The following is a 17,081-nucleotide window of genomic DNA, read 5'->3' as shown; positions in this document are numbered from 1 at the left end:
TAGAGGTGGTTAAACTTTGAGTAATAGTGACGTTCATAATACTACCATTATTATTATTCATGAAATTTACGGAATAAACAACCATATTAGGGGTATTGGTGACAATTTAAAAAAGTTAGGTTTTACTGTTTTATGTCCAAATTTACTAGGTAAAATAGAGAGCTTTTGCTATAAAGAAGAATACAAGGCTTATCAATATTTTGTTAATGAAATTGGGTTCGAGAACGCTGCAGATCAAGTAGTAACTCTTGCAAAAGAACTTCGAACGCGTTGTTCTAATTTATATATTTTAGGTTTTAGTGTAGGTGCAACGATAGCATGGTTATGTAGTAAAAATGAAGAATTATTTGATGGAGTTATTGGATTTTATGGTTCAAGAATTAGAGACTACTTAGAGTTGAGTCCAAAATGTGAGACTTTATTATTTTTCCCAATGAAAGAAAAATCATTTGATCCGGAAACTGTCATAAAAAAACTAAAAACAAAAGTTCTAACCGAAATCATAAAAGTAGAAGGTGGTCACGGTTTTACAAATCAATCAACACCTTATTATGATCAAGATGCTGCTGATTTCTGTTTTCAAAAAATGCATGATTTTATTAGGAAACAAAATCAAAATAAACTTTTCATAACTGGAGGCATCAAATGAAAAGTCAAAGATGGATGTCTTTACAGTTTTTTGGGTTTTTCTTCACCTTTGGAATATTCGTACCTTATTGGTCTACCTGGCTTACGGCAAGTAAAGGTTTTTCACCAGATAAGGCTGGACTAATCATTGCTTTAGGTTTAATAGCAAGGTCAGTAACAACTTTTTATATTTTTCCGTTTGTAAGCAGATACGTAAATCTAGCGAGATTAAATCAAGTTGTTTCTTTAACATCTGTCACATTGTTAATCATTTTAATACCGTTTAATAGTTTAATTGTTGTAGCTTCTATTACTGTTTTACTCAGCCTAGTTTATCCAATGCCTCTAGCAATGTATGAAGCTATGGCCTCTATACTGATTAGAGAAAGCAAAATTCAGTACGGGATAAGTAGATCTTATGGTTCGATTGGCTACATTATCTCACTATCGTTGACTGGAATATTAATAACTTGGAAGAGTGAAAATATCGTTATTTATCTATTAATTATTGGATGCGTTCTCCTTGCTTTCATTACATCTATGAACGCCCCCTTACCTTTAAAAACAAAAATAGCATCAAAGAAAGTACCCTTTTTTAAGTTATTTAAATCAAAAGCATTTTTATTGGTTTTAGCAATCTGTATCACCCTTCAAGCTGCTCATGCAGCGTATTACAGTTATGCTGTTCTTTTTTTGAAAAATATAGGCGTAAAATCTAGTTTTACTGGATTCATACTTATCATTGCAGTAATCTCAGAAATTGCTTTCTTTTATATATGTGATTCTCTTTTTAAAAGACGATCCGTTCCAATTCTATTAACGTTTAGTGTAAGTGCTTCCATAATAAGATGGCTTTTAATCTTTTCGTTTAATAGTATTTCAGTTTTTGTATTGTCTCAACTATTACACTCTCTTACTTTTGGACTTACTCAGTTTGCATTTGTTAAATACTTAGATGAAAACATTGAAAATAAGTTCTTCCCATTTGCTCATGGAATTTATGCAGCGCTAGGTTTAAGTTTAGGTAGTGGTCTATTAACTTTATTAAGTGGTTACCTCTACACTATATCTCCACCTTTCGCTTTTTTAGGTATGGCAATAGTCTGTGTCCCTTGCTTAGTTATGAGTTACTTGTTGAAATTAACATTAGATTACAGGGATCAAAAAAACTTAACAGGAGAGATCAGTGAACATGTTACTAGTAAAAGAAAAAGTATTTAGTGCACTCAAAAATATAAATTCTAATGATATAATTCATACGGAAGTTTATCAAATAAATCAAAAAAAAGAGCTTAAAGTTAAATTTTTGAATTCAAATTCTTCTAGAAATCAAGGAGTCTGCTTTATCTCTGAAAATGGTATATCGAAAAATAATGCTCCAAAACAAAGAACTGTAATTATATGGCAGAATGAGCTACAATCAGAGCTGATCTTAAAATGCACTAGTGGCTTTTTAAATGTTTTTAATGTGTGGGAAGAAGAACGAATGGTTGGTTTCCACGACTTTAAGTCTGGTATGCGGATTAAAAAGGAGAAAGATGTATTAATCTATAATTGTAATGATGCTTACGGAAATGGTGATTTTAACTCACTAGTATTCTCTATTGAAATACTGTAGGCTAAAACGAAAACTTAATCGATTCTAAGCAGAGTTATCTTATTAACTCTGCTTTTTTTATTTTTCTAATTTTTTCTTCACTATCCTTTTGTCTATTTTTGGAAGGATTAGGAAAAACTATAAATAAAAAGTTCGATATATAAAACATTTAGATGACAATTCAAACTTCAAAATTTTTAAAAAGTAGGTATATGATATGACTGAAGATTTTTTTGCTGACTATGAAAAATTTGTTGTTCCACCAATATATCAATATAAATTTGATAAACTAAAATTTAATCCTAAAGAGTATGCTATGTATTACATCTTAACCGTTTCATTAAATGACGCTCTAATAACAAATTGGGATGATGCAACTAAATATAATATTGACGTACGAAAAAGCATAGATCATGTATTGGAAGAATTTAATGAAAGAAAAGGCGGTAAATACTATCTTCAATTACTTGAGTTTGACAATGAAAAGCCATATTTCGTTGTTGCTCTATCATTTAAAAATAAAATTGAAAAAGAAAAAATAAAAGATATTATTTCAAAGTATATTGAGCAATTAGTAGCGAATTCTTTTTATATTGGTCAAAACTGGTATTGGCTAATTGGGCAAAAAGGGAAAAGAGATCGTAAACTATTTAATATATCAATAAAAGAATTTACACACTGATGGTTTGGCTGAAATGATTAGTTCGCATTTAGTATTGCACTCTTGTTTGATGGTCTCACCGACGGGCTTATTGCTCCTTTCACAAATATCTCCCGGCTTCCTTCACTAAATGTATTTGCAACATATATAAATAAAAACCTGAACAGCCTACTTAACGTAATCTGCTCAGGTTTTATTTTTTACTATTACAAGTCCGATTTCACTACTGTTCTAGTCGTCCATGTGTGTACCATCGATATAGATAACGATAATATGCTCTTACTTAATTAAAGTCCTTTAAACCCATACTTCTCTAAAATATTCATCGATTCAGCACTTTGAAGGTATTCATAGAATAATTGAGCTTTTTTAGGTTGTTTACTATTTTTAATTATACCTAATGGATAAATAATCGGATCATGTGTATTTTCAGCTGCTGTCGCTACAATTTTTACTTTAGAAGAAGTTAATGCATCTGTTTTATAAACAATACCTGCATCTACATTATTTGTTTCAACATATGAAAGTACTTGTCTAACATCCTTACCATATACTACTTTTCCTTCAATAGATTTCCAGATATTTAAGTTTTCTAATGTTTCTTTACCGTATTGTCCAGCTGGAACAGCTTCTGGAGTACCGATTGAAACTTTATCTGCCTTCGTAATATCTTCGAATGAGTTAATTGCTTTAGTTGAATCTTTTGGTACTACTAGCACCAGTTCATTTCCAACTACATCTTTACCTTGGCTCTTATCAATTAGTCCTTCTTGTACTAGGTTATTAAACTTGTCCTCTGCAGCAGAGAAGAAAAGATCTACCGGTGCTCCTTGAGAAATTTGTTGTTGAAGTGCCCCTGATGCACCAAAATTAAAATTAATTTTTACATTAGGATTAGACTTCTCAAAATTTGCTTTAATATCATTTAGTGCATCTTGCAAACTAGCTGCTGCTGAAATAGTCAATTCTACTTTCTTTTCCGAAACTTCTTGTTTCGTGTCAGTTGATTTTTTAGCTTGGTCATTAGTTGAACAACCAGATACAACTAGTCCTAATAACATCATCGAAAAAATTAAAGAATAAAGTTTTTTCATTTTTCATCTGCCTTTCGTGTTTCAAATTAAATCTAGTTATATCTAATTATATTTAGTTATATCTAATTAAGAAATAAAAATTTAAAATTTTCATTAAAATTATTTGGAATATACTTTTTAAAATGCCTTAGGGTAAAATAAAGATTGGAGGGATGTAAATGACGATGGAACTTTCTTATACGATTGAAGAAGTGTCTCAGTTTTTAAAAGTGTCGAAATTAACCATTTATGACCTTGTAAAAAAAGGAGAATTACCTGTGTTCCGAGTGGGAAGACAGATGAGAATTGCAGGAAATGACTTGGACAATTATATAAAAAATCATAAAACAAATCAGCCTACTACATTATCTGCCTCTGTTTTCGAACCTCACAGAAGCAATCCAAAAGAATCCAATAATATTGTTATTAGTGGACAAGACTTAGTTTTAGATATTCTTGGGAAACATATTGAGAAAAATTCAACTTATAAATCTTTACGATCCTTTACAGGAAGCTTAAACAGTCTGATTTCAATGTATAATGGCGAATGCGACGTCGTTAGTTTACATCTGTTTGATGGAGATACTGGTGAATATAATCTCCCATATCTAAAAAAAATTTTAGTGGGCTATCCTTATATCTTAATCAATCTTCTTTCCAGAAAAGCAGGCTTATACGTTAAAAAGGGTAACCCTTTAAATATTACCTCATGGAGTGATTTAAGCCGTGAAGATGTAAAAATCATTAATAGAGAAAAAGGTTCAGGAGCACGAATTCTTCTAGACGAACAACTGCGAATCAACGATATTTCTTATAAATACATAAAAGGATATGAGCATGAAGAAAATAATCATTTAAGTGTAGCCTCTGCCGTTGCGACAGGCGTAGGAGATGTCGGAGTCGGAATTGAAAAAGCTGCTAAAATGATTGGAATTGATTTTATTCCTTTAATAACAGAACAGTATGACCTAGTTATTTTAAAAAATGCTAAAAATGAACATCTCATAAATATCGTAAAAGATATCTTATCATCACATCAGTTTCAATCTGAGGTCGATTCTATAGGGGATTATGATACTACTAAGACGGGAAAAGTCTTATTTGAGACAAAATAAAAGAAGGCTCCTTAAATGAAGCCTTCTTTTTTCATTCTATAAGATACTTACGTCATACATCAAATTGCGATTAACGGAAGATTTATTATTAAATGCTTTAATTTCTTCTTCCAGTTCCTTTATATTCCAAACTATATCCTTTATGATTGGAATAATTTGTAGTCCTTCAAATGAGGGGATCACTTTTGAATTCATATCACACTCAATTAATCTTACTCCTAGTTCGATTTCCAAACTAATAATCGATTCTTTAATATCAGTTTCACTAAGATTGAATTTCTTTGCTGCAATTATAAAGGAACCACTTTCTAATACTTCAAAAAGATGCCTTAACTGTTCGATATTCATTTAGCTCCTCCTAAAAACTTTGATGCTCTTCTTTTTCTCTAGCTTTATTATATTGAGTGTTGACGTAATTTTAATTTTGAAAAAAAATATCAATTTTAGTTTTCCTATGATTTCAACGTGATGTAATGATCCACCAAATAAATCATTTTGATTAAACCATCCCCTCCTTAAAACTAACTGAAGAAAATATAAATTACTCCCACTTCAATAAGAAAATCATTCTACAATTTTGGTTCAACTCCTGCTGATTTTATATTGGGTTATTTTTGCCTTTTTTGATCAATTTTTGATTTATTTTAGGAGCTCAATTGTAAAGAAAACGGGTACTTTGGTCCATATTTTGGAAATTTTCTTGATGTATAATCTCTAAAGTTAAAAATCCCTTTAAATAGATTGTTTTTCTCACGCTGTTGAAATATGACTACGTCAAGTAAAATGCCACGAATTTTTCGTGGCATTTTTTGTTTTATTTGTTCAATTAGTCTATTTCTTGGTAAATTAATTAAAATTGTGATTTTCCATATAATTCATATCTCATAAATTTTTCGATTTTTTGTGTTGTCTAAATTCTATTTATAGTAGTACAAAAAAAATCCCCATTGTAATAATTTTTCTACAAAGGGGGATTTTTTCTAAAATTATATACATAGTTCTGTTGAAAAAGTCTTAAAAACTAATATAACTATAATTAAGTAGGAAGTTTGTCACATTTCTTTGAAAAAGTTTTAAAAAGTCTGATTTCGCTTTAGAATTAATTGGGTTAATTCCACTCTATATTTAATAATTCCTTCACTTTTCCTACGACCGTTTTTCCAGTTTGTTGATCTATTAATGAAGTATATAGATGAGGAATTACTAAATCAGCACCATGGTCTAAGCATGTTTGCACAATTGAATGAACATTATCTAAGTCAATCCCACCTGTTGGCTCAAAAATTTTAATACCAGCATTAACTGCAGCTCGTACCATGGCTGCAACTTCATCTAATCTTTTATCACCATCGATTGGATAAAATTTAATAGAATGAATCCCTATCTCAGCTAACATAGTAGCCGCTAATTCACATGATACTTTTTCTTTATATTGCTTACTTTTGGGTCCAGTTGAAATATACACTTCACCGACAGTTCCGCTTGGTTCGATCAGTGCATTAACAATAGAAAGATTATCTTTTAGTTGTTGAATTGCTCCAAGTGTATAGGCTGCTGCTGGAAACACTTGATTAATATGATTTGGAATGACTTTTGTAGAAACGCTCACTACTCGGTTCCATACGCTTGGGTCACCGGCACCTAAGCCAATAGAAATTGGAATTCCTTTAGATTTAAATGATAATGCAGTTTCAATAGCAGCTTCCTCGGAACTAAAATCTTTCACCATCAACCCAATTAATACTCGTTCATTAGCCAATTCATAAATTTCCATTGCATTCTCTAAATCTTTAGCCAGTACATTAAAAATTATCCGCTTGTCTATCATTGTGCTCGTTGTCCTCCAATAATCTCTATTATTCTATCAACAATAATATCCTCTTGTCCTTCTAGTAAAGGACGTGGATCAATGTGTAGAAGACCTAAATTTGAATAGTGATCTCTTAAATAAATAGCAGGGCTTCCCTTTCTCAATGTTTCACTCAACTCACTGGCAGTAATACCTGTTTCCAGAGCATTTAATTGGATACGAGTACGATAAATGGGGCGTCCTGCTTCATCTTGTTCAATTCCTGTTGTTACTCCTGGTATTTCCGATAAGCGATTGCACAAGATTTCCATTCTTTCTTTCTGCTTTTCTAGATTACTATCTTTAGCTACATAATTGTCTAATGCCATGATTAAGCCAACCATCGATTCTTTACTGACTTTCATTGCACGACCAATCCCTTTATATTGCATGCGACATGCTTCGATCCAAACTTGATCGCCACATATAAATCCAGATGTTGGTCCATTCAATGCTTTTCCACCGCTGTAAATGATTAGATTGGCACCTAATTTACTATATTTTTTCAAATCCTCCTCGGCGGCTGCATCTACAATTAACGGTAGATTGTGTTTTTTCGCAATATCAATCATTACCTCTAAAGATTGCATCCCTTTTTGAACCGTATGATGCGACTTAACATAAAATAACGCAACTGTTTTATTTGTAATTGCTTGTTCAATATGTTCCCGATACGTACGATTCGCAAAACCTACTTCTATAGCACGTCCTCCACCTAGTGAAATCATTTGCTTAATACTTGCTCCAAAATGTACTACATGCCCTTTTTGAATAATAATTTCATTCGCTGCTCCATCAAAAAATGGTAGCTGTTCAATAATATGTAAATTCGTTTTCGAGATGGTAGCTGCCACACTAATCGCTATTCCCGCAGCAGCTCCAATTGTTGGACATGCATTTTCTGTATTAGTATGTTTTGAAATTACTTTTCCTGTATATTGAATTAACTCATCAATTTCTACATAATCTTGTAGAGCCTGACTCATTGATTCAGCAACTTCATTTTTAACAGCCGATACGCCTAGTGGTGTCATTTTCCCACATGCATTTATCACTTTTTTTAACCCTATTTGCTCATATATATTCATAGTTTCCTCCTTACTCTAATGGAAGCGGGAAGAAGCCACCAAATAACATTGCTCCTAAAATGGCACCGCCAGCAATTGGTTTTTTCCAAATATAAAATACTAATGCACCAATTATTGATCCTATACCGACTGGTAAAGAGGCTTGGCATGCTGAAATAATAATTAATGGGCCAAAATAGCGTCCTGCCATATTTCCCGCACCCATCATAACATCAGCCCCAAATGTTGACCGCGCTGACTTAATCGAAATTTTTCGAATTCCAATAATGATATACCCAATCGCTAAACCTATAAATAACCCGGTTGCAATCGCTAAAGAGAAATTATATACAGGAGCTTTAATCCCAGCTGCTAGTAAAATCGCTGGAATCCCAACGCCGACTCCAGTGTTTAATGATCCACCAATATCTAATATCCCAACTAATGGTCCCTCTAGTACCCTAGCAAATAAGAAACTAGCACCAAATGCGGCTGCTGCACCATATCCACCACCATCAAGTCCTGCTTTTAACAAAGCGATAACTGCAATGTCATTAAAAGCTCCAACTCCATGTACTACGTACATATGACAAGCTGCAAATGTTCCAGCTGCCAATAATGCAGTAAAAAATGGAAATGCCCAGTCAGCGTACCAAAATGAATTATAATTTATTTGTTTATTATTTGTCATAATCATTTCACCTCTTGACCAGCAAATTTGTGTAAGTGGGTTAACCAATTTGGTATCTTCATATGCATTTGTTGAAGTAATGTTAAGTCACTACCTCGGAAAAACGCACTTAGAATAAATAAAATGATGATTGTAGTAAATATTGTTTTCGTTGCTCGACTCCAGCCTAAGTCATCTACACCTTTTCCAAGTAAAATCCCTAAAACTACTCCTGGAACAGCATTTCCCATAATTAATTGTGCAATACCACCGAAAAGGGTTCCCCAAAATCCGCTACGTTTTCCGGCATCGATTGCTGCGAGCCAAAATATTGCCGGCATGACATAAACAATTAGTAAATTGGCAGCAGGTGCCAGTACTTTCATAGCTACAACTTGTAAAGAATCCGGTATTGCCGATGCTGTTGTACATAAAAAGGACACAGTAATCGCACCTACTATCGCTCCGATGATCCCCATTTTTTTAGGATTATGCAAAGTTTCTTCAGGATTCTTTTTTCCTCTTAAAGCAATTGCTGCTGTCCAATGTGGCAACACGCGGTGATCTGTTTCAGAAGTTATTGCACCTACTCCAACCGCAGAAGCCCATGCTTTGAAAAAGAATCCTAATCCGAATGTAAAGTGTGAAATACTATCTCCTGCGCATGAGTTTAACTCCCCTAAAGTACGAAAAGATCCTAAGCCTTGTACTTTAGGCGTATGAAACATTCGGGCAGCCCCTGCTCCGATTGAAAAACCCGTTAACGCACCTACTATCGCTGCTTTAAATAAAATCGTTAGCGTTTCCATATCTCACCTACCTAACTTTTTTCACTTTGTATTTTATAAACTCGGGGATATTATTCTTTTGAACATGTGTTTCATGCTGAATTTCATCAACATTTAACATCGATACACTAACTTTTATATCTAATTTATATTCGTACTTTCTTCTTTCCCTTGGAAAGAAAAAAAATAAGAAGCGTTCTGTATAGATAATTTCTTTTGCTTCAATTACTCCGACACTTAAAGGCTCGATTCGTATAATAATTTGAGAATTATCTTTTACTAACTTTTTTTGGACTTGATTAAGTGCCAAACCAATTGCCTGTTCTTTTGATTGACCAGAAGAAGTCACTTCAACATGCACTTCTTTTGTTAACATCATTCATTTCCACCTCTTACTTGAATGAGCGCTTTTGTTATTTCCGTACCAAGCTCTTCAAGATCCATAAAACCAAAACCAAGTACTTCTATTCCATCTCTTATCGCCGTTTTACCTTCTTCTATTGATTTCATTCCATATCTTGCTTTATAACCATATTTATTTTGTGCTGTGATTGCACCGGCACCACCACTCCCGCAAAATGAAATACCAAGATCCGCATTTTCTGCCTTCATTACATCTCCTAATCTCATATCAGCTGCAACACCTTCAATGACAATTGCTTTTCCTCCTGCTGCTTCAACTCCCTTGCCAACCTTTTTCCCATTTCCAAGTCGATCCCCGATAACTACAACAAATTGTTTCATTTTCTTTTCCTCCTATTATTTATTATTTTTTATTGTTTCAAAGTGAATAGCTAATAAATACTTTTCATCCTCATGTAATTGTGGAAGCCAATCACAAACTAATTTTGCCATTTCGATTGATGCATTCGATACCTCTGAAAATAGTGATGCATTCAAACCTTGGATTAACTCTATTTTTACACTTCTGTTAACCATAGCTGAGACATGTGAAACAAGTGAAAGCCACTGTAAATCAGTTGGCATCATCCCTTTTTCTATAATTAATAACTGTAAATTATCAAGTATTTCTCTACATTTATTTTCATCTTCACTTTTTAAAATCATTTCTTTAATTTCCATTTTGTATGGTTCCAGCATTACTTTCGAACACCTTTCTTCCTTCTCGTATAGTTAGATAAGGTTCAATCACTTTCTCTACCATTAGTGCATCACCTTCTGAATCAATTAATCTAGCACTCTTTTCTTTTTCGTAGAATAGTGTGACATCAGCTCTTGTACCATAGGCAAATGTTCCTTGCTCATTCAATTGAAGAGTTTTTGCTGGTAGACTAGTTACTGCCTGCACAACTTCTAATAACGAATAACCAAGTCCTCTAATTTTGGACATTGTCTGCATTAAACTCCCTACGGGTTCGTTATAATTTTTTATATGGAGATCACTGCTTATTGAAAAAGGATATTGATATTTTTTCTTATAAACTGCAAGAGTTTTAAAGCTAAAACTAGCAGAGCCGTGCCCAACATCAAACAAAACGCCCCTATTTAAACAATCAATGGCTGCTGGTAATAATGTTTGATTACTAGTTATGATTCGATTTTTTTGTTTACCATGAAAAGCATGTGTAACGATGTCTCCCTTTTTTAGCATCGGCAAGATTTCTTCTATTAATGGAGGGGGATTACCGATATGTACCATAATTGGCACATTCAATGCATCAGATAATTTTCTTGCATGAATTAAAGGTTTAATACCAGTATCTTTCACAACTGAGCTACTCATTCTAGCCTTGAGACCGAGTATGGATGCTTCTGTTTCAAAGATTTTTTCAGCTTCTGCCATGTCCATTAGATCTTCTAAATTAGCTAACTCTGCCCCTCCATTACATAAACCCTTTTTTGAAATATTTAGAAAAGCTAGTACTTCCGTTTTGCTAGTATTCATAATTTTCCGTTTAAAAACTTCATAGTGTTCGATTCCAGTGCTTCCCGCATCTACTATCGTTGTCACACCTTGGTTAATTCCTATTTCATCTGCAGCTATTCCTAAATATGTATAATCTTTAAAAACATGAGTATGAATATCGATAAAACCCGGTGCCACATATGATTCCTTAGCGTCGATATAGTTTACATAGCCTACTTTTCCCTTAATAATTGAAGGATCAATAAATTTACCTTCTAAAATACCAACCTCTTTTTTTTCGATTTTTGCTGATTCTGGATCAACAACATATCCGTTTCTTATAATAGTGGCTTCAAGCATATGTCCACTCCCTTATTGAAAGTATTGTAATAATGCTACTAATTCAGCATCATTCAAGCGTAAATTACTTTTCTCTAGGATTTCTCGTAATTTTAATCTTGTACTCTCGTATTTCCAATCTAATTTTCCATCGTTATAGGCAAAGTAATCATATTGTTTATCAAAGTAACATCGATGCACCATTAAAAAAATATGCATCATTAATGCATTCCTTTTATTTTGTTCATCTGTACCATTGAAAAATTCAAGAACTATATCTTGATACACTTCATAACCTTTTACGATAATTTCTTGACTGATCATTTCGCTGCTTTCTGTTTCTTCCTTATAAAATCCATTTGTTAATAAATCATCTAATTGCCTATTCTCATAACTAACAATTTTTCCAACTGCCTTTTTTATTACCTTTAAATCACTTTTTGTTGGTATTGGATTAACAACAATTACAGGAACATTTGCCTCAATTGGAAGAACGCTAATAATTAAGTCAATTTGCTCTTTTTTACATATTTCATTTACTTCCATAATTGAACAATAAGCAAAAATATCAATCCCAGGTATTTCTTTTTCTACTTTATTTTTTATTAGTCTTGCAACTCCATGACCCGTCGCACATACATAAAGTGTTTTTGCCTGTTTCTTTGCTCCTAATTTATTTTGATTTGAAACTAGGAAATGCAAAGCAATAAATGTTATAAATGACTGTTGAGCAAGCATGACATAATTTCCAATGTATAATTGACACGCCTCTTTTATAGCTTGGACTAAAGTTGGATGATTTTTATTAATTTCCTCTGCAAATGGATTTATTTCTACACGGTAGGTTGTACCACTATGTATGCGCAGGGATAGATGTCCTAACAAGTTACTGTATAATTTCAAATCACTTTCATAATCGATTCTTTCTTTATTACTCACATATTTAATAATTTGTTTCGTTACAAATGCTAAATCAATTTGCTTTATTTCCTCAAACATGCCTTGGGAAATATATATAAACTCACTTTCTAGTAGTGGCAACTCTGCTTCAGCAAAAACATTTTCTACTACTTGGAGTACGAAATCTTTTTGTAGTTTTGTATACTCTTCTTTTTTTAATAGTCGATAACTTCCTAAGGAAAATCCTAAATTTAATCTCATAATTGAAACCATTAATTTTATTAAGAGCGTGATTAAATCTGAACGATTAGTATAAGTTTCATCAGTTTCCATTATTTGTCTACGTACATGATGTAACGACAAAGCATATCCAAATAAAAATTCCTCGGGTATTGCCAATTCTAAATCACGATTCTTCAATTCATCTAATAAATACATATTAATCTGATAAAGATCATAGTGACTTATTTCTTCTTTTAAGATATGTTCACATAGAAATCGTAAATGCTTCTCCTCACCGATTATCCGATAACCTGCTCGTTGCTTTCTCTCTAAATAAATCTGCCATGGGTCAATATATTCTTCTACTTGATTTAAATCATTTAAAACCGTATTTCTACTAACATTTAAATAATCTGCTAACATTTGTGCTGTCACATAATTTGAATTTGATAGCAAGTAGCCAATAATCCGCTGTACTCGAACATTTTGATCAAGAAATAATTCTGACTTTTCAATATGAGTGAGTTTATTATGCAAATGAATTCTCTCATTTTCTAAACATTCAATCCATATTCCTTTATTTGGTTGTGCGTGAAAGTTGACCTCCTGCTCCCTAAACCAACTTTTCACATTTTCCAAGTCGTTTTTTATCGTCCGATCACTAACGCAGAACTCCTCTGATACATCTTTAATACGAACTGCATTTTTTGTCCGAAGTAGTTTTTCTACAATTTGAAATTCTCGAGTTGTAAGCGTTTTAACCACCACCTATAGAATATAAAATTCTCGACTCTCCTCCGTAAATAAAGTATAGCAATCACTATAATTACTTTTACAGACCAAAATTCTTCACTAATTAAAAGTGAAATTAAGTTGAGATTTTTCACTAAATAGCTTGAGCTGTTTTGCGCTCAAACTATTTATATTAAAAGATAATATCATAATTCTTCAAATGTTTTATGAAATTAAATTTCAACTCCTTAAATTCAGTACCATTCAAGCAGCCTCAACTTAATATCTTTTTATCACCTCACTTAATACAAAAATAATCGAAAAAAATTAGAAATCCCCCAATATTTCTTAGCAAAATTTAATTATTAATAAGGCTTAAACCATTCTATAATTGCATATAAGAAATGAAAGATAGAAAACAAACTAACGACCACAATTGGGGGAATAACATGGTTTTCTTTTATCAATTCGGAATTTTAGTTGTTATTATTGGTGCTGTACTTTTCCTACTTTTTTATAAGGTTTTTATTAAGATTGGTAGATTATTTGATAATCGCATTCAAAAAATAAAGAAAGAAATTGGGAGAGATGAAGAGTGAAAGGCTTAAGAAGTCTTACTGTAGGCGGAGTCATTATCGTAGGAGGCATCATTTATACGATAGGCGGTATGTCTCATATTAGTGTTGGTAGCATCGGGATTGAGAAGCATATGAGTGGACAAATTACTGAAGTACCACAAGGTTTTCATTGGACTGGTTGGGGAGTTTCAGTGCAGGAGTATCCTACATATACACAATCATTAGTTTTATCAGATGATAAACATGAAGGTGGCAACACTGATCAAGCGTGGTCAGTCGGTACTGGAGATCAACAAGAACTACCTGTTAATACAAATTTAACGTGGAAAATTTCAACTAAAAATGTAGCTAATCTTTATCAATCAGTAGGTGGAAAAAATATTAGTTATATCAAAAATAATATCGTTAAACCGACAATGAAAAATGTTGTAAACAAAATCACTCATAAATATAGCTGGAACGACATTAAAGGTTCAAAGCAAGCCGATATTACCGAAGAAATTAATATTGAATTAGATACGGAACTAGCAAAGCAAGGTATTGAAGTCGGTACGTTTGGCTTTACACATGTAGGTTCGCCCGCTGGTATGGCACAGTCACAAGCACAATTAGCAACTTCTGAACTAAATGTCAAAAAAGCATTAGCTGACCAAGAAAAAGCTAAGATCGAAAATCAAACAAAAATTCTAAATGCCGAAGCAGATGCTAAAGCAAATAAAATTTTAGCAGATTCGCTCACTCCAGAGTTATTAAAGAAAATGGAAATGGATGCACGACAAAAATTTGGTTGGGTTACAGTTCAAGGCGGAACACCTTTAGTTCAAGCAAAATAAATACCCAGTTAGCTCATGATGTCAAAATCAAAAACTACTAGTCTTTTTAATTAAATCAATCCCCCCAATTGTTATAAGTAGAATGTTTTCAAATAATCGTTTGAAATACCCATAAAAGTATCAGATTTAATAAAGAAAACTCGCCGATTGGCGAGCCGTCAGGCGAAGACAGAGGGGTAGTTGGACTTATACTTAATTCCTAAAATTGGAAACTACGTCGGCTTTTCTTCACCGTTGCCAATTTATACTTTCTTAATGTGGAACATAAAAGGAGGGTGCCCCATAAAAGTTTTACTTTCGGGACATCCTCTTTATTTTTTTTATTCATATCGAAGGGCTTGAATCGGATCAAGCTTAGACGCTTTATTGGCTGGAAAAACACCAAATACTACCCCAACTAATAAAGAGAATACAAATGATAACAGCATAACTGGAACGGAGAATGCAATTGTCGTTCCTGTTGCTACAGTGTATATTTGAGCACTTATTACACCAAGTCCTACGCCTATAATTCCGCCAAGAGAACTTAATACCATTGATTCAATAAGGAACTGTAGAAGGATACTTCCACGTTTTGCTCCAATTGCTTTTCGAATACCGATTTCTTTTGTGCGCTCAGAAACCGATACAAGCATAATATTCATAATACCGATACCGCCTACAATTAGTGAGATTGCAGCACTTCCGCCTAGCATTAATGTCATAGTTTTATTAACCGATGAAGCTGTTTCCATTAAATCTTCAGGACTAGACACACTATAACTATCTTCATCACCAATTATCGTAAACATTTTTTGTTCAATTCTACGTTTTGTAAAGTTAACCATATCTTCATTTTCTACTTTAACATAAACTGACCCAATTGAAGTTGTAGATGCTAAGCGTTGTGCAGTACTAAGAGGAACAATAATTGTACTGTCTCCACTTGATCCTAATGAACTACCAACTGATTCAAGAACCCCAACAACTCTGTAAGACGTACCATTGACCTTAACAAATTGACCAACCGGGTTTCCAAAACCGAATAATGTTTGCGCTGTAGTTGCACCAAGTACAGCTATTTTTGAATGGTTATCATTATCTAAGTCCGCGATAAATCGACCAGATTGTAGCTCTAAATCTCGAACTTTTAAATAAGAAGAAGTTGTTCCTGTCATTGAAACTTGTGCGTTCGTTTCTCCATTTTTTACGGTTACTCTTCCTGAAACAGTCGGAGCAATTGCTTCTACTCCATTGACTTTCTCAAGTTGATTCGCATCATCTTCTTTGAACGTAACATCTGAACCTGTAACACTTACAGTAAGGACATTTGTACCTAAACTTCCAATTTGATCTTGTACTTCTTTCGTTGATCCTTGCCCAATCGCAACCATAACAATTACGGAGGATACACCGATAATAATACCAAGCATTGTTAGGAACGCTCTTACTTTATTTCCTTTAATGCTTTTAAGCGCCATTTTCAGTGTCTGCAAACCATTCGCCTCCATTCTCGAACAGCTGGCCATCGTGAATTCGAACAATTCGGCTTGCTTGTTTTGCTACTTCTAAATCATGTGTAATAAGAATAATCGTATGTCCTTGCTCATTTAATAAATTCATAATCTCCAATATTTCCTGACTAGTTTTACTATCAAGAGCACCAGTTGGTTCATCTGCTAGTAAAATTGGAGGGTTTCCAGCGAGGGCGCGCGCAATTGCGACACGCTGCTGTTGCCCCCCTGATAACTGAGTAGGTAAATGATTCGCCCGATCAACAAGTCCTACTTTTTTTAACGCTGAAAGAGCAAGTTCTCTTCGTTCAGCCGTTTTTAATCCCCTATAAATGAGTGGAAGTTCTACATTTTCAACCGCTGTCAGCTTAGGTATAAGATTAAAATTTTGAAAGATAAATCCAATTTTTTCATTTCTTATTGTCGCTAGCTGCGAGCTCTTCATTTCCCCTACATCTTCACTATCAATCAAATATTTCCCAGTATCTGGTGAATCTAAACATCCGATCATGTTCATAAATGTTGACTTTCCTGAACCCGACGGGCCAATGATTGATATAAAATCACCTTTGTGGATATCGAGGGATACACTCTGAAGAGCCATTACCGTTTCTCCACCAAGTTCATACATCTTCGTCATGTTTTTAATTTGAATAATTGGCTCAAGCAT

20 protein-coding genes are annotated in these 17,081 nt (G+C 33.3%); 7 read left to right on the top strand and 13 right to left on the bottom strand.

All coding sequences use genetic code 11. From position 1 onward, the window contains the following. Nucleotides 1–16: 16 nt before the first annotated feature. From ACFCYN_RS18595 to ACFCYN_RS18580, 4 genes are all read left to right on the top strand, one after another. Complete coding sequence (locus ACFCYN_RS18595) at nt 17–649, top strand: dienelactone hydrolase family protein (protein ID WP_375950893.1); 633 nt, start codon at nt 17–19, stop codon at nt 647–649. Further along, on the top strand, nt 646–1,848 hold the full coding sequence (locus tag ACFCYN_RS18590; protein WP_172445852.1) for an MFS transporter: 1,203 nt from the start codon (nt 646–648) through the stop codon (nt 1,846–1,848). Before ACFCYN_RS18595 ends, ACFCYN_RS18590 begins: the two co-directional genes overlap by 4 nt. Further along, complete coding sequence (locus ACFCYN_RS18585) at nt 1,814–2,245, top strand: hypothetical protein (protein ID WP_172445853.1); 432 nt, start codon at nt 1,814–1,816, stop codon at nt 2,243–2,245. Before ACFCYN_RS18590 ends, ACFCYN_RS18585 begins: the two co-directional genes overlap by 35 nt. Nucleotides 2,246–2,441: 196 nt before the next feature. Next, nucleotides 2,442–2,906, top strand: a complete 465-nt coding sequence (locus ACFCYN_RS18580) for a hypothetical protein (protein ID WP_172445854.1) — start codon at nt 2,442–2,444, stop codon at nt 2,904–2,906. 266 nt (nt 2,907–3,172) lie between these two features. On the opposite strand, the gene modA is transcribed toward ACFCYN_RS18580, so the two are convergent. Further along, nucleotides 3,173–3,979 carry a molybdate ABC transporter substrate-binding protein gene (gene modA / locus ACFCYN_RS18575; protein ID WP_375950891.1) on the bottom strand — a complete coding sequence of 269 codons (807 nt, stop codon included), beginning with the start codon at nt 3,977–3,979 and terminating at the stop codon, nt 3,173–3,175. 158 nt (nt 3,980–4,137) lie between these two features. Between modA and ACFCYN_RS18570 the strand changes: the two genes are divergently transcribed. Then, nucleotides 4,138–5,073 carry a substrate-binding domain-containing protein gene (locus ACFCYN_RS18570; RefSeq protein WP_375950889.1) on the top strand — a complete coding sequence of 312 codons (936 nt, stop codon included), beginning with the start codon at nt 4,138–4,140 and terminating at the stop codon, nt 5,071–5,073. Nucleotides 5,074–5,109: 36 nt separating this feature from the next. Here the strand turns inward: ACFCYN_RS18570 and ACFCYN_RS18565 are convergent, their stop codons facing one another. From ACFCYN_RS18565 to ACFCYN_RS18520, 10 genes are all read right to left on the bottom strand, one after another. After that, the gene (locus tag ACFCYN_RS18565; protein WP_375950887.1) at nt 5,110–5,421 is read right to left on the bottom strand and encodes a LysR family transcriptional regulator; all 312 of its coding nucleotides are present in this window, start codon (nt 5,419–5,421) and stop codon (nt 5,110–5,112) included. A gap of 760 nt (nt 5,422–6,181) precedes the next feature. Next, nucleotides 6,182–6,901, bottom strand: a complete 720-nt coding sequence (locus tag ACFCYN_RS18560) for a KDGP aldolase (protein ID WP_172445858.1) — start codon at nt 6,899–6,901, stop codon at nt 6,182–6,184. After that, nucleotides 6,898–8,010, bottom strand: coding sequence for a DgaE family pyridoxal phosphate-dependent ammonia lyase (locus tag ACFCYN_RS18555; protein ID WP_172445859.1), 1,113 nt, complete (start codon nt 8,008–8,010; stop codon nt 6,898–6,900). The genes ACFCYN_RS18560 and ACFCYN_RS18555 overlap by 4 nt, the downstream gene beginning before the upstream one ends. A gap of 10 nt (nt 8,011–8,020) precedes the next feature. Further along, nucleotides 8,021–8,680, bottom strand: a complete 660-nt coding sequence (locus ACFCYN_RS18550; protein WP_172445860.1) for a DUF4310 family protein — start codon at nt 8,678–8,680, stop codon at nt 8,021–8,023. A gap of 2 nt (nt 8,681–8,682) precedes the next feature. Further along, nucleotides 8,683–9,468, bottom strand: coding sequence for a DUF4311 domain-containing protein (locus tag ACFCYN_RS18545; RefSeq protein ID WP_172445861.1), 786 nt, complete (start codon nt 9,466–9,468; stop codon nt 8,683–8,685). Nucleotides 9,469–9,475: 7 nt separating this feature from the next. Continuing rightward, nucleotides 9,476–9,826 (bottom strand): DUF4312 family protein, encoded by a 351-nt coding sequence (locus ACFCYN_RS18540; RefSeq protein WP_172445862.1) that lies wholly within the window; start codon nt 9,824–9,826, stop codon nt 9,476–9,478. Then, nucleotides 9,823–10,191 (bottom strand): SFCGS family glycine-rich protein, encoded by a 369-nt coding sequence (locus tag ACFCYN_RS18535; RefSeq protein ID WP_172445863.1) that lies wholly within the window; start codon nt 10,189–10,191, stop codon nt 9,823–9,825. Before ACFCYN_RS18535 ends, ACFCYN_RS18540 begins: the two co-directional genes overlap by 4 nt. Before the next feature lie 15 nt (nt 10,192–10,206). Further along, entirely contained in the window at nt 10,207–10,548 is a 342-nt protein-coding gene (locus tag ACFCYN_RS18530; protein ID WP_172445864.1) for a PRD domain-containing protein, read from the bottom strand. Further along, on the bottom strand, nt 10,520–11,674 hold the full coding sequence (locus ACFCYN_RS18525; RefSeq protein ID WP_375950883.1) for an amidohydrolase/deacetylase family metallohydrolase: 1,155 nt from the start codon (nt 11,672–11,674) through the stop codon (nt 10,520–10,522). The genes ACFCYN_RS18530 and ACFCYN_RS18525 overlap by 29 nt, the downstream gene beginning before the upstream one ends. A 12-nt stretch (nt 11,675–11,686) precedes the next feature. Next, on the bottom strand, nt 11,687–13,540 hold the full coding sequence (locus ACFCYN_RS18520; protein ID WP_172445866.1) for a BglG family transcription antiterminator: 1,854 nt from the start codon (nt 13,538–13,540) through the stop codon (nt 11,687–11,689). 416 nt (nt 13,541–13,956) lie between these two features. Here ACFCYN_RS18520 and ACFCYN_RS18515 point away from each other — a divergent pair, with 416 nt between their 5' ends. Both ACFCYN_RS18515 and ACFCYN_RS18510 read left to right on the top strand, forming a co-directional pair. Beyond that, a complete protein-coding gene (locus tag ACFCYN_RS18515; RefSeq protein WP_172445867.1) occupies nt 13,957–14,106 on the top strand; it encodes a hypothetical protein in 150 nt (49 codons plus the stop codon). Beyond that, nucleotides 14,103–14,918, top strand: a complete 816-nt coding sequence (locus ACFCYN_RS18510) for an SPFH domain-containing protein (RefSeq protein ID WP_172445868.1) — start codon at nt 14,103–14,105, stop codon at nt 14,916–14,918. The genes ACFCYN_RS18515 and ACFCYN_RS18510 overlap by 4 nt, the downstream gene beginning before the upstream one ends. 320 nt (nt 14,919–15,238) lie before the next feature. Here the strand turns inward: ACFCYN_RS18510 and ACFCYN_RS18505 are convergent, their stop codons facing one another. Both ACFCYN_RS18505 and ACFCYN_RS18500 read right to left on the bottom strand, forming a co-directional pair. Further along, nucleotides 15,239–16,378 (bottom strand): ABC transporter permease, encoded by a 1,140-nt coding sequence (locus tag ACFCYN_RS18505; protein ID WP_098171590.1) that lies wholly within the window; start codon nt 16,376–16,378, stop codon nt 15,239–15,241. Then, the gene (locus ACFCYN_RS18500) at nt 16,368–17,081 is read right to left on the bottom strand and encodes an ABC transporter ATP-binding protein (protein ID WP_375950911.1); all 714 of its coding nucleotides are present in this window, start codon (nt 17,079–17,081) and stop codon (nt 16,368–16,370) included. The genes ACFCYN_RS18505 and ACFCYN_RS18500 overlap by 11 nt, the downstream gene beginning before the upstream one ends.

Source organism: Gottfriedia sp. NPDC056225, from assembly GCF_042267765.1.
In the GTDB taxonomy this organism is placed as follows: domain Bacteria; phylum Bacillota; class Bacilli; order Bacillales; family Bacillaceae_G; genus Gottfriedia.
The sequence above is the reverse complement of the archived record's forward strand: the minus strand, read 5'-3'. Positions and strand labels throughout refer to the sequence as shown.

What these genes read in the sequence shown, in the direction of transcription:
- ACFCYN_RS18590 (WP_172445852.1), top strand. Translation starts at nt 646, where the DNA reads ATGAAAAGTCAAAGATGGATGTCTTTACAGTTTTTTGGGTTTTTCTTC.
- ACFCYN_RS18580 (WP_172445854.1), top strand. Translation starts at nt 2,442, where the DNA reads ATGACTGAAGATTTTTTTGCTGACTATGAAAAATTTGTTGTTCCACCA.
- modA (WP_375950891.1), bottom strand. Translation starts at nt 3,979, where the DNA reads ATGAAAAAACTTTATTCTTTAATTTTTTCGATGATGTTATTAGGACTA.
- ACFCYN_RS18570 (WP_375950889.1), top strand. Translation starts at nt 4,138, where the DNA reads ATGACGATGGAACTTTCTTATACGATTGAAGAAGTGTCTCAGTTTTTA.
- ACFCYN_RS18565 (WP_375950887.1), bottom strand. Translation starts at nt 5,421, where the DNA reads ATGAATATCGAACAGTTAAGGCATCTTTTTGAAGTATTAGAAAGTGGT.
- ACFCYN_RS18560 (WP_172445858.1), bottom strand. Translation starts at nt 6,901, where the DNA reads ATGATAGACAAGCGGATAATTTTTAATGTACTGGCTAAAGATTTAGAG.
- ACFCYN_RS18555 (WP_172445859.1), bottom strand. Translation starts at nt 8,010, where the DNA reads ATGAATATATATGAGCAAATAGGGTTAAAAAAAGTGATAAATGCATGT.
- ACFCYN_RS18550 (WP_172445860.1), bottom strand. Translation starts at nt 8,680, where the DNA reads ATGACAAATAATAAACAAATAAATTATAATTCATTTTGGTACGCTGAC.
- ACFCYN_RS18545 (WP_172445861.1), bottom strand. Translation starts at nt 9,468, where the DNA reads ATGGAAACGCTAACGATTTTATTTAAAGCAGCGATAGTAGGTGCGTTA.
- ACFCYN_RS18540 (WP_172445862.1), bottom strand. Translation starts at nt 9,826, where the DNA reads ATGATGTTAACAAAAGAAGTGCATGTTGAAGTGACTTCTTCTGGTCAA.
- ACFCYN_RS18535 (WP_172445863.1), bottom strand. Translation starts at nt 10,191, where the DNA reads ATGAAACAATTTGTTGTAGTTATCGGGGATCGACTTGGAAATGGGAAA.
- ACFCYN_RS18530 (WP_172445864.1), bottom strand. Translation starts at nt 10,548, where the DNA reads ATGCTGGAACCATACAAAATGGAAATTAAAGAAATGATTTTAAAAAGT.
- ACFCYN_RS18525 (WP_375950883.1), bottom strand. Translation starts at nt 11,674, where the DNA reads ATGCTTGAAGCCACTATTATAAGAAACGGATATGTTGTTGATCCAGAA.
- ACFCYN_RS18515 (WP_172445867.1), top strand. Translation starts at nt 13,957, where the DNA reads ATGGTTTTCTTTTATCAATTCGGAATTTTAGTTGTTATTATTGGTGCT.
- ACFCYN_RS18505 (WP_098171590.1), bottom strand. Translation starts at nt 16,378, where the DNA reads ATGGCGCTTAAAAGCATTAAAGGAAATAAAGTAAGAGCGTTCCTAACA.
- ACFCYN_RS18500 (WP_375950911.1), bottom strand. Translation starts at nt 17,081, where the DNA reads ATGCTTGAGCCAATTATTCAAATTAAAAACATGACGAAGATGTATGAA.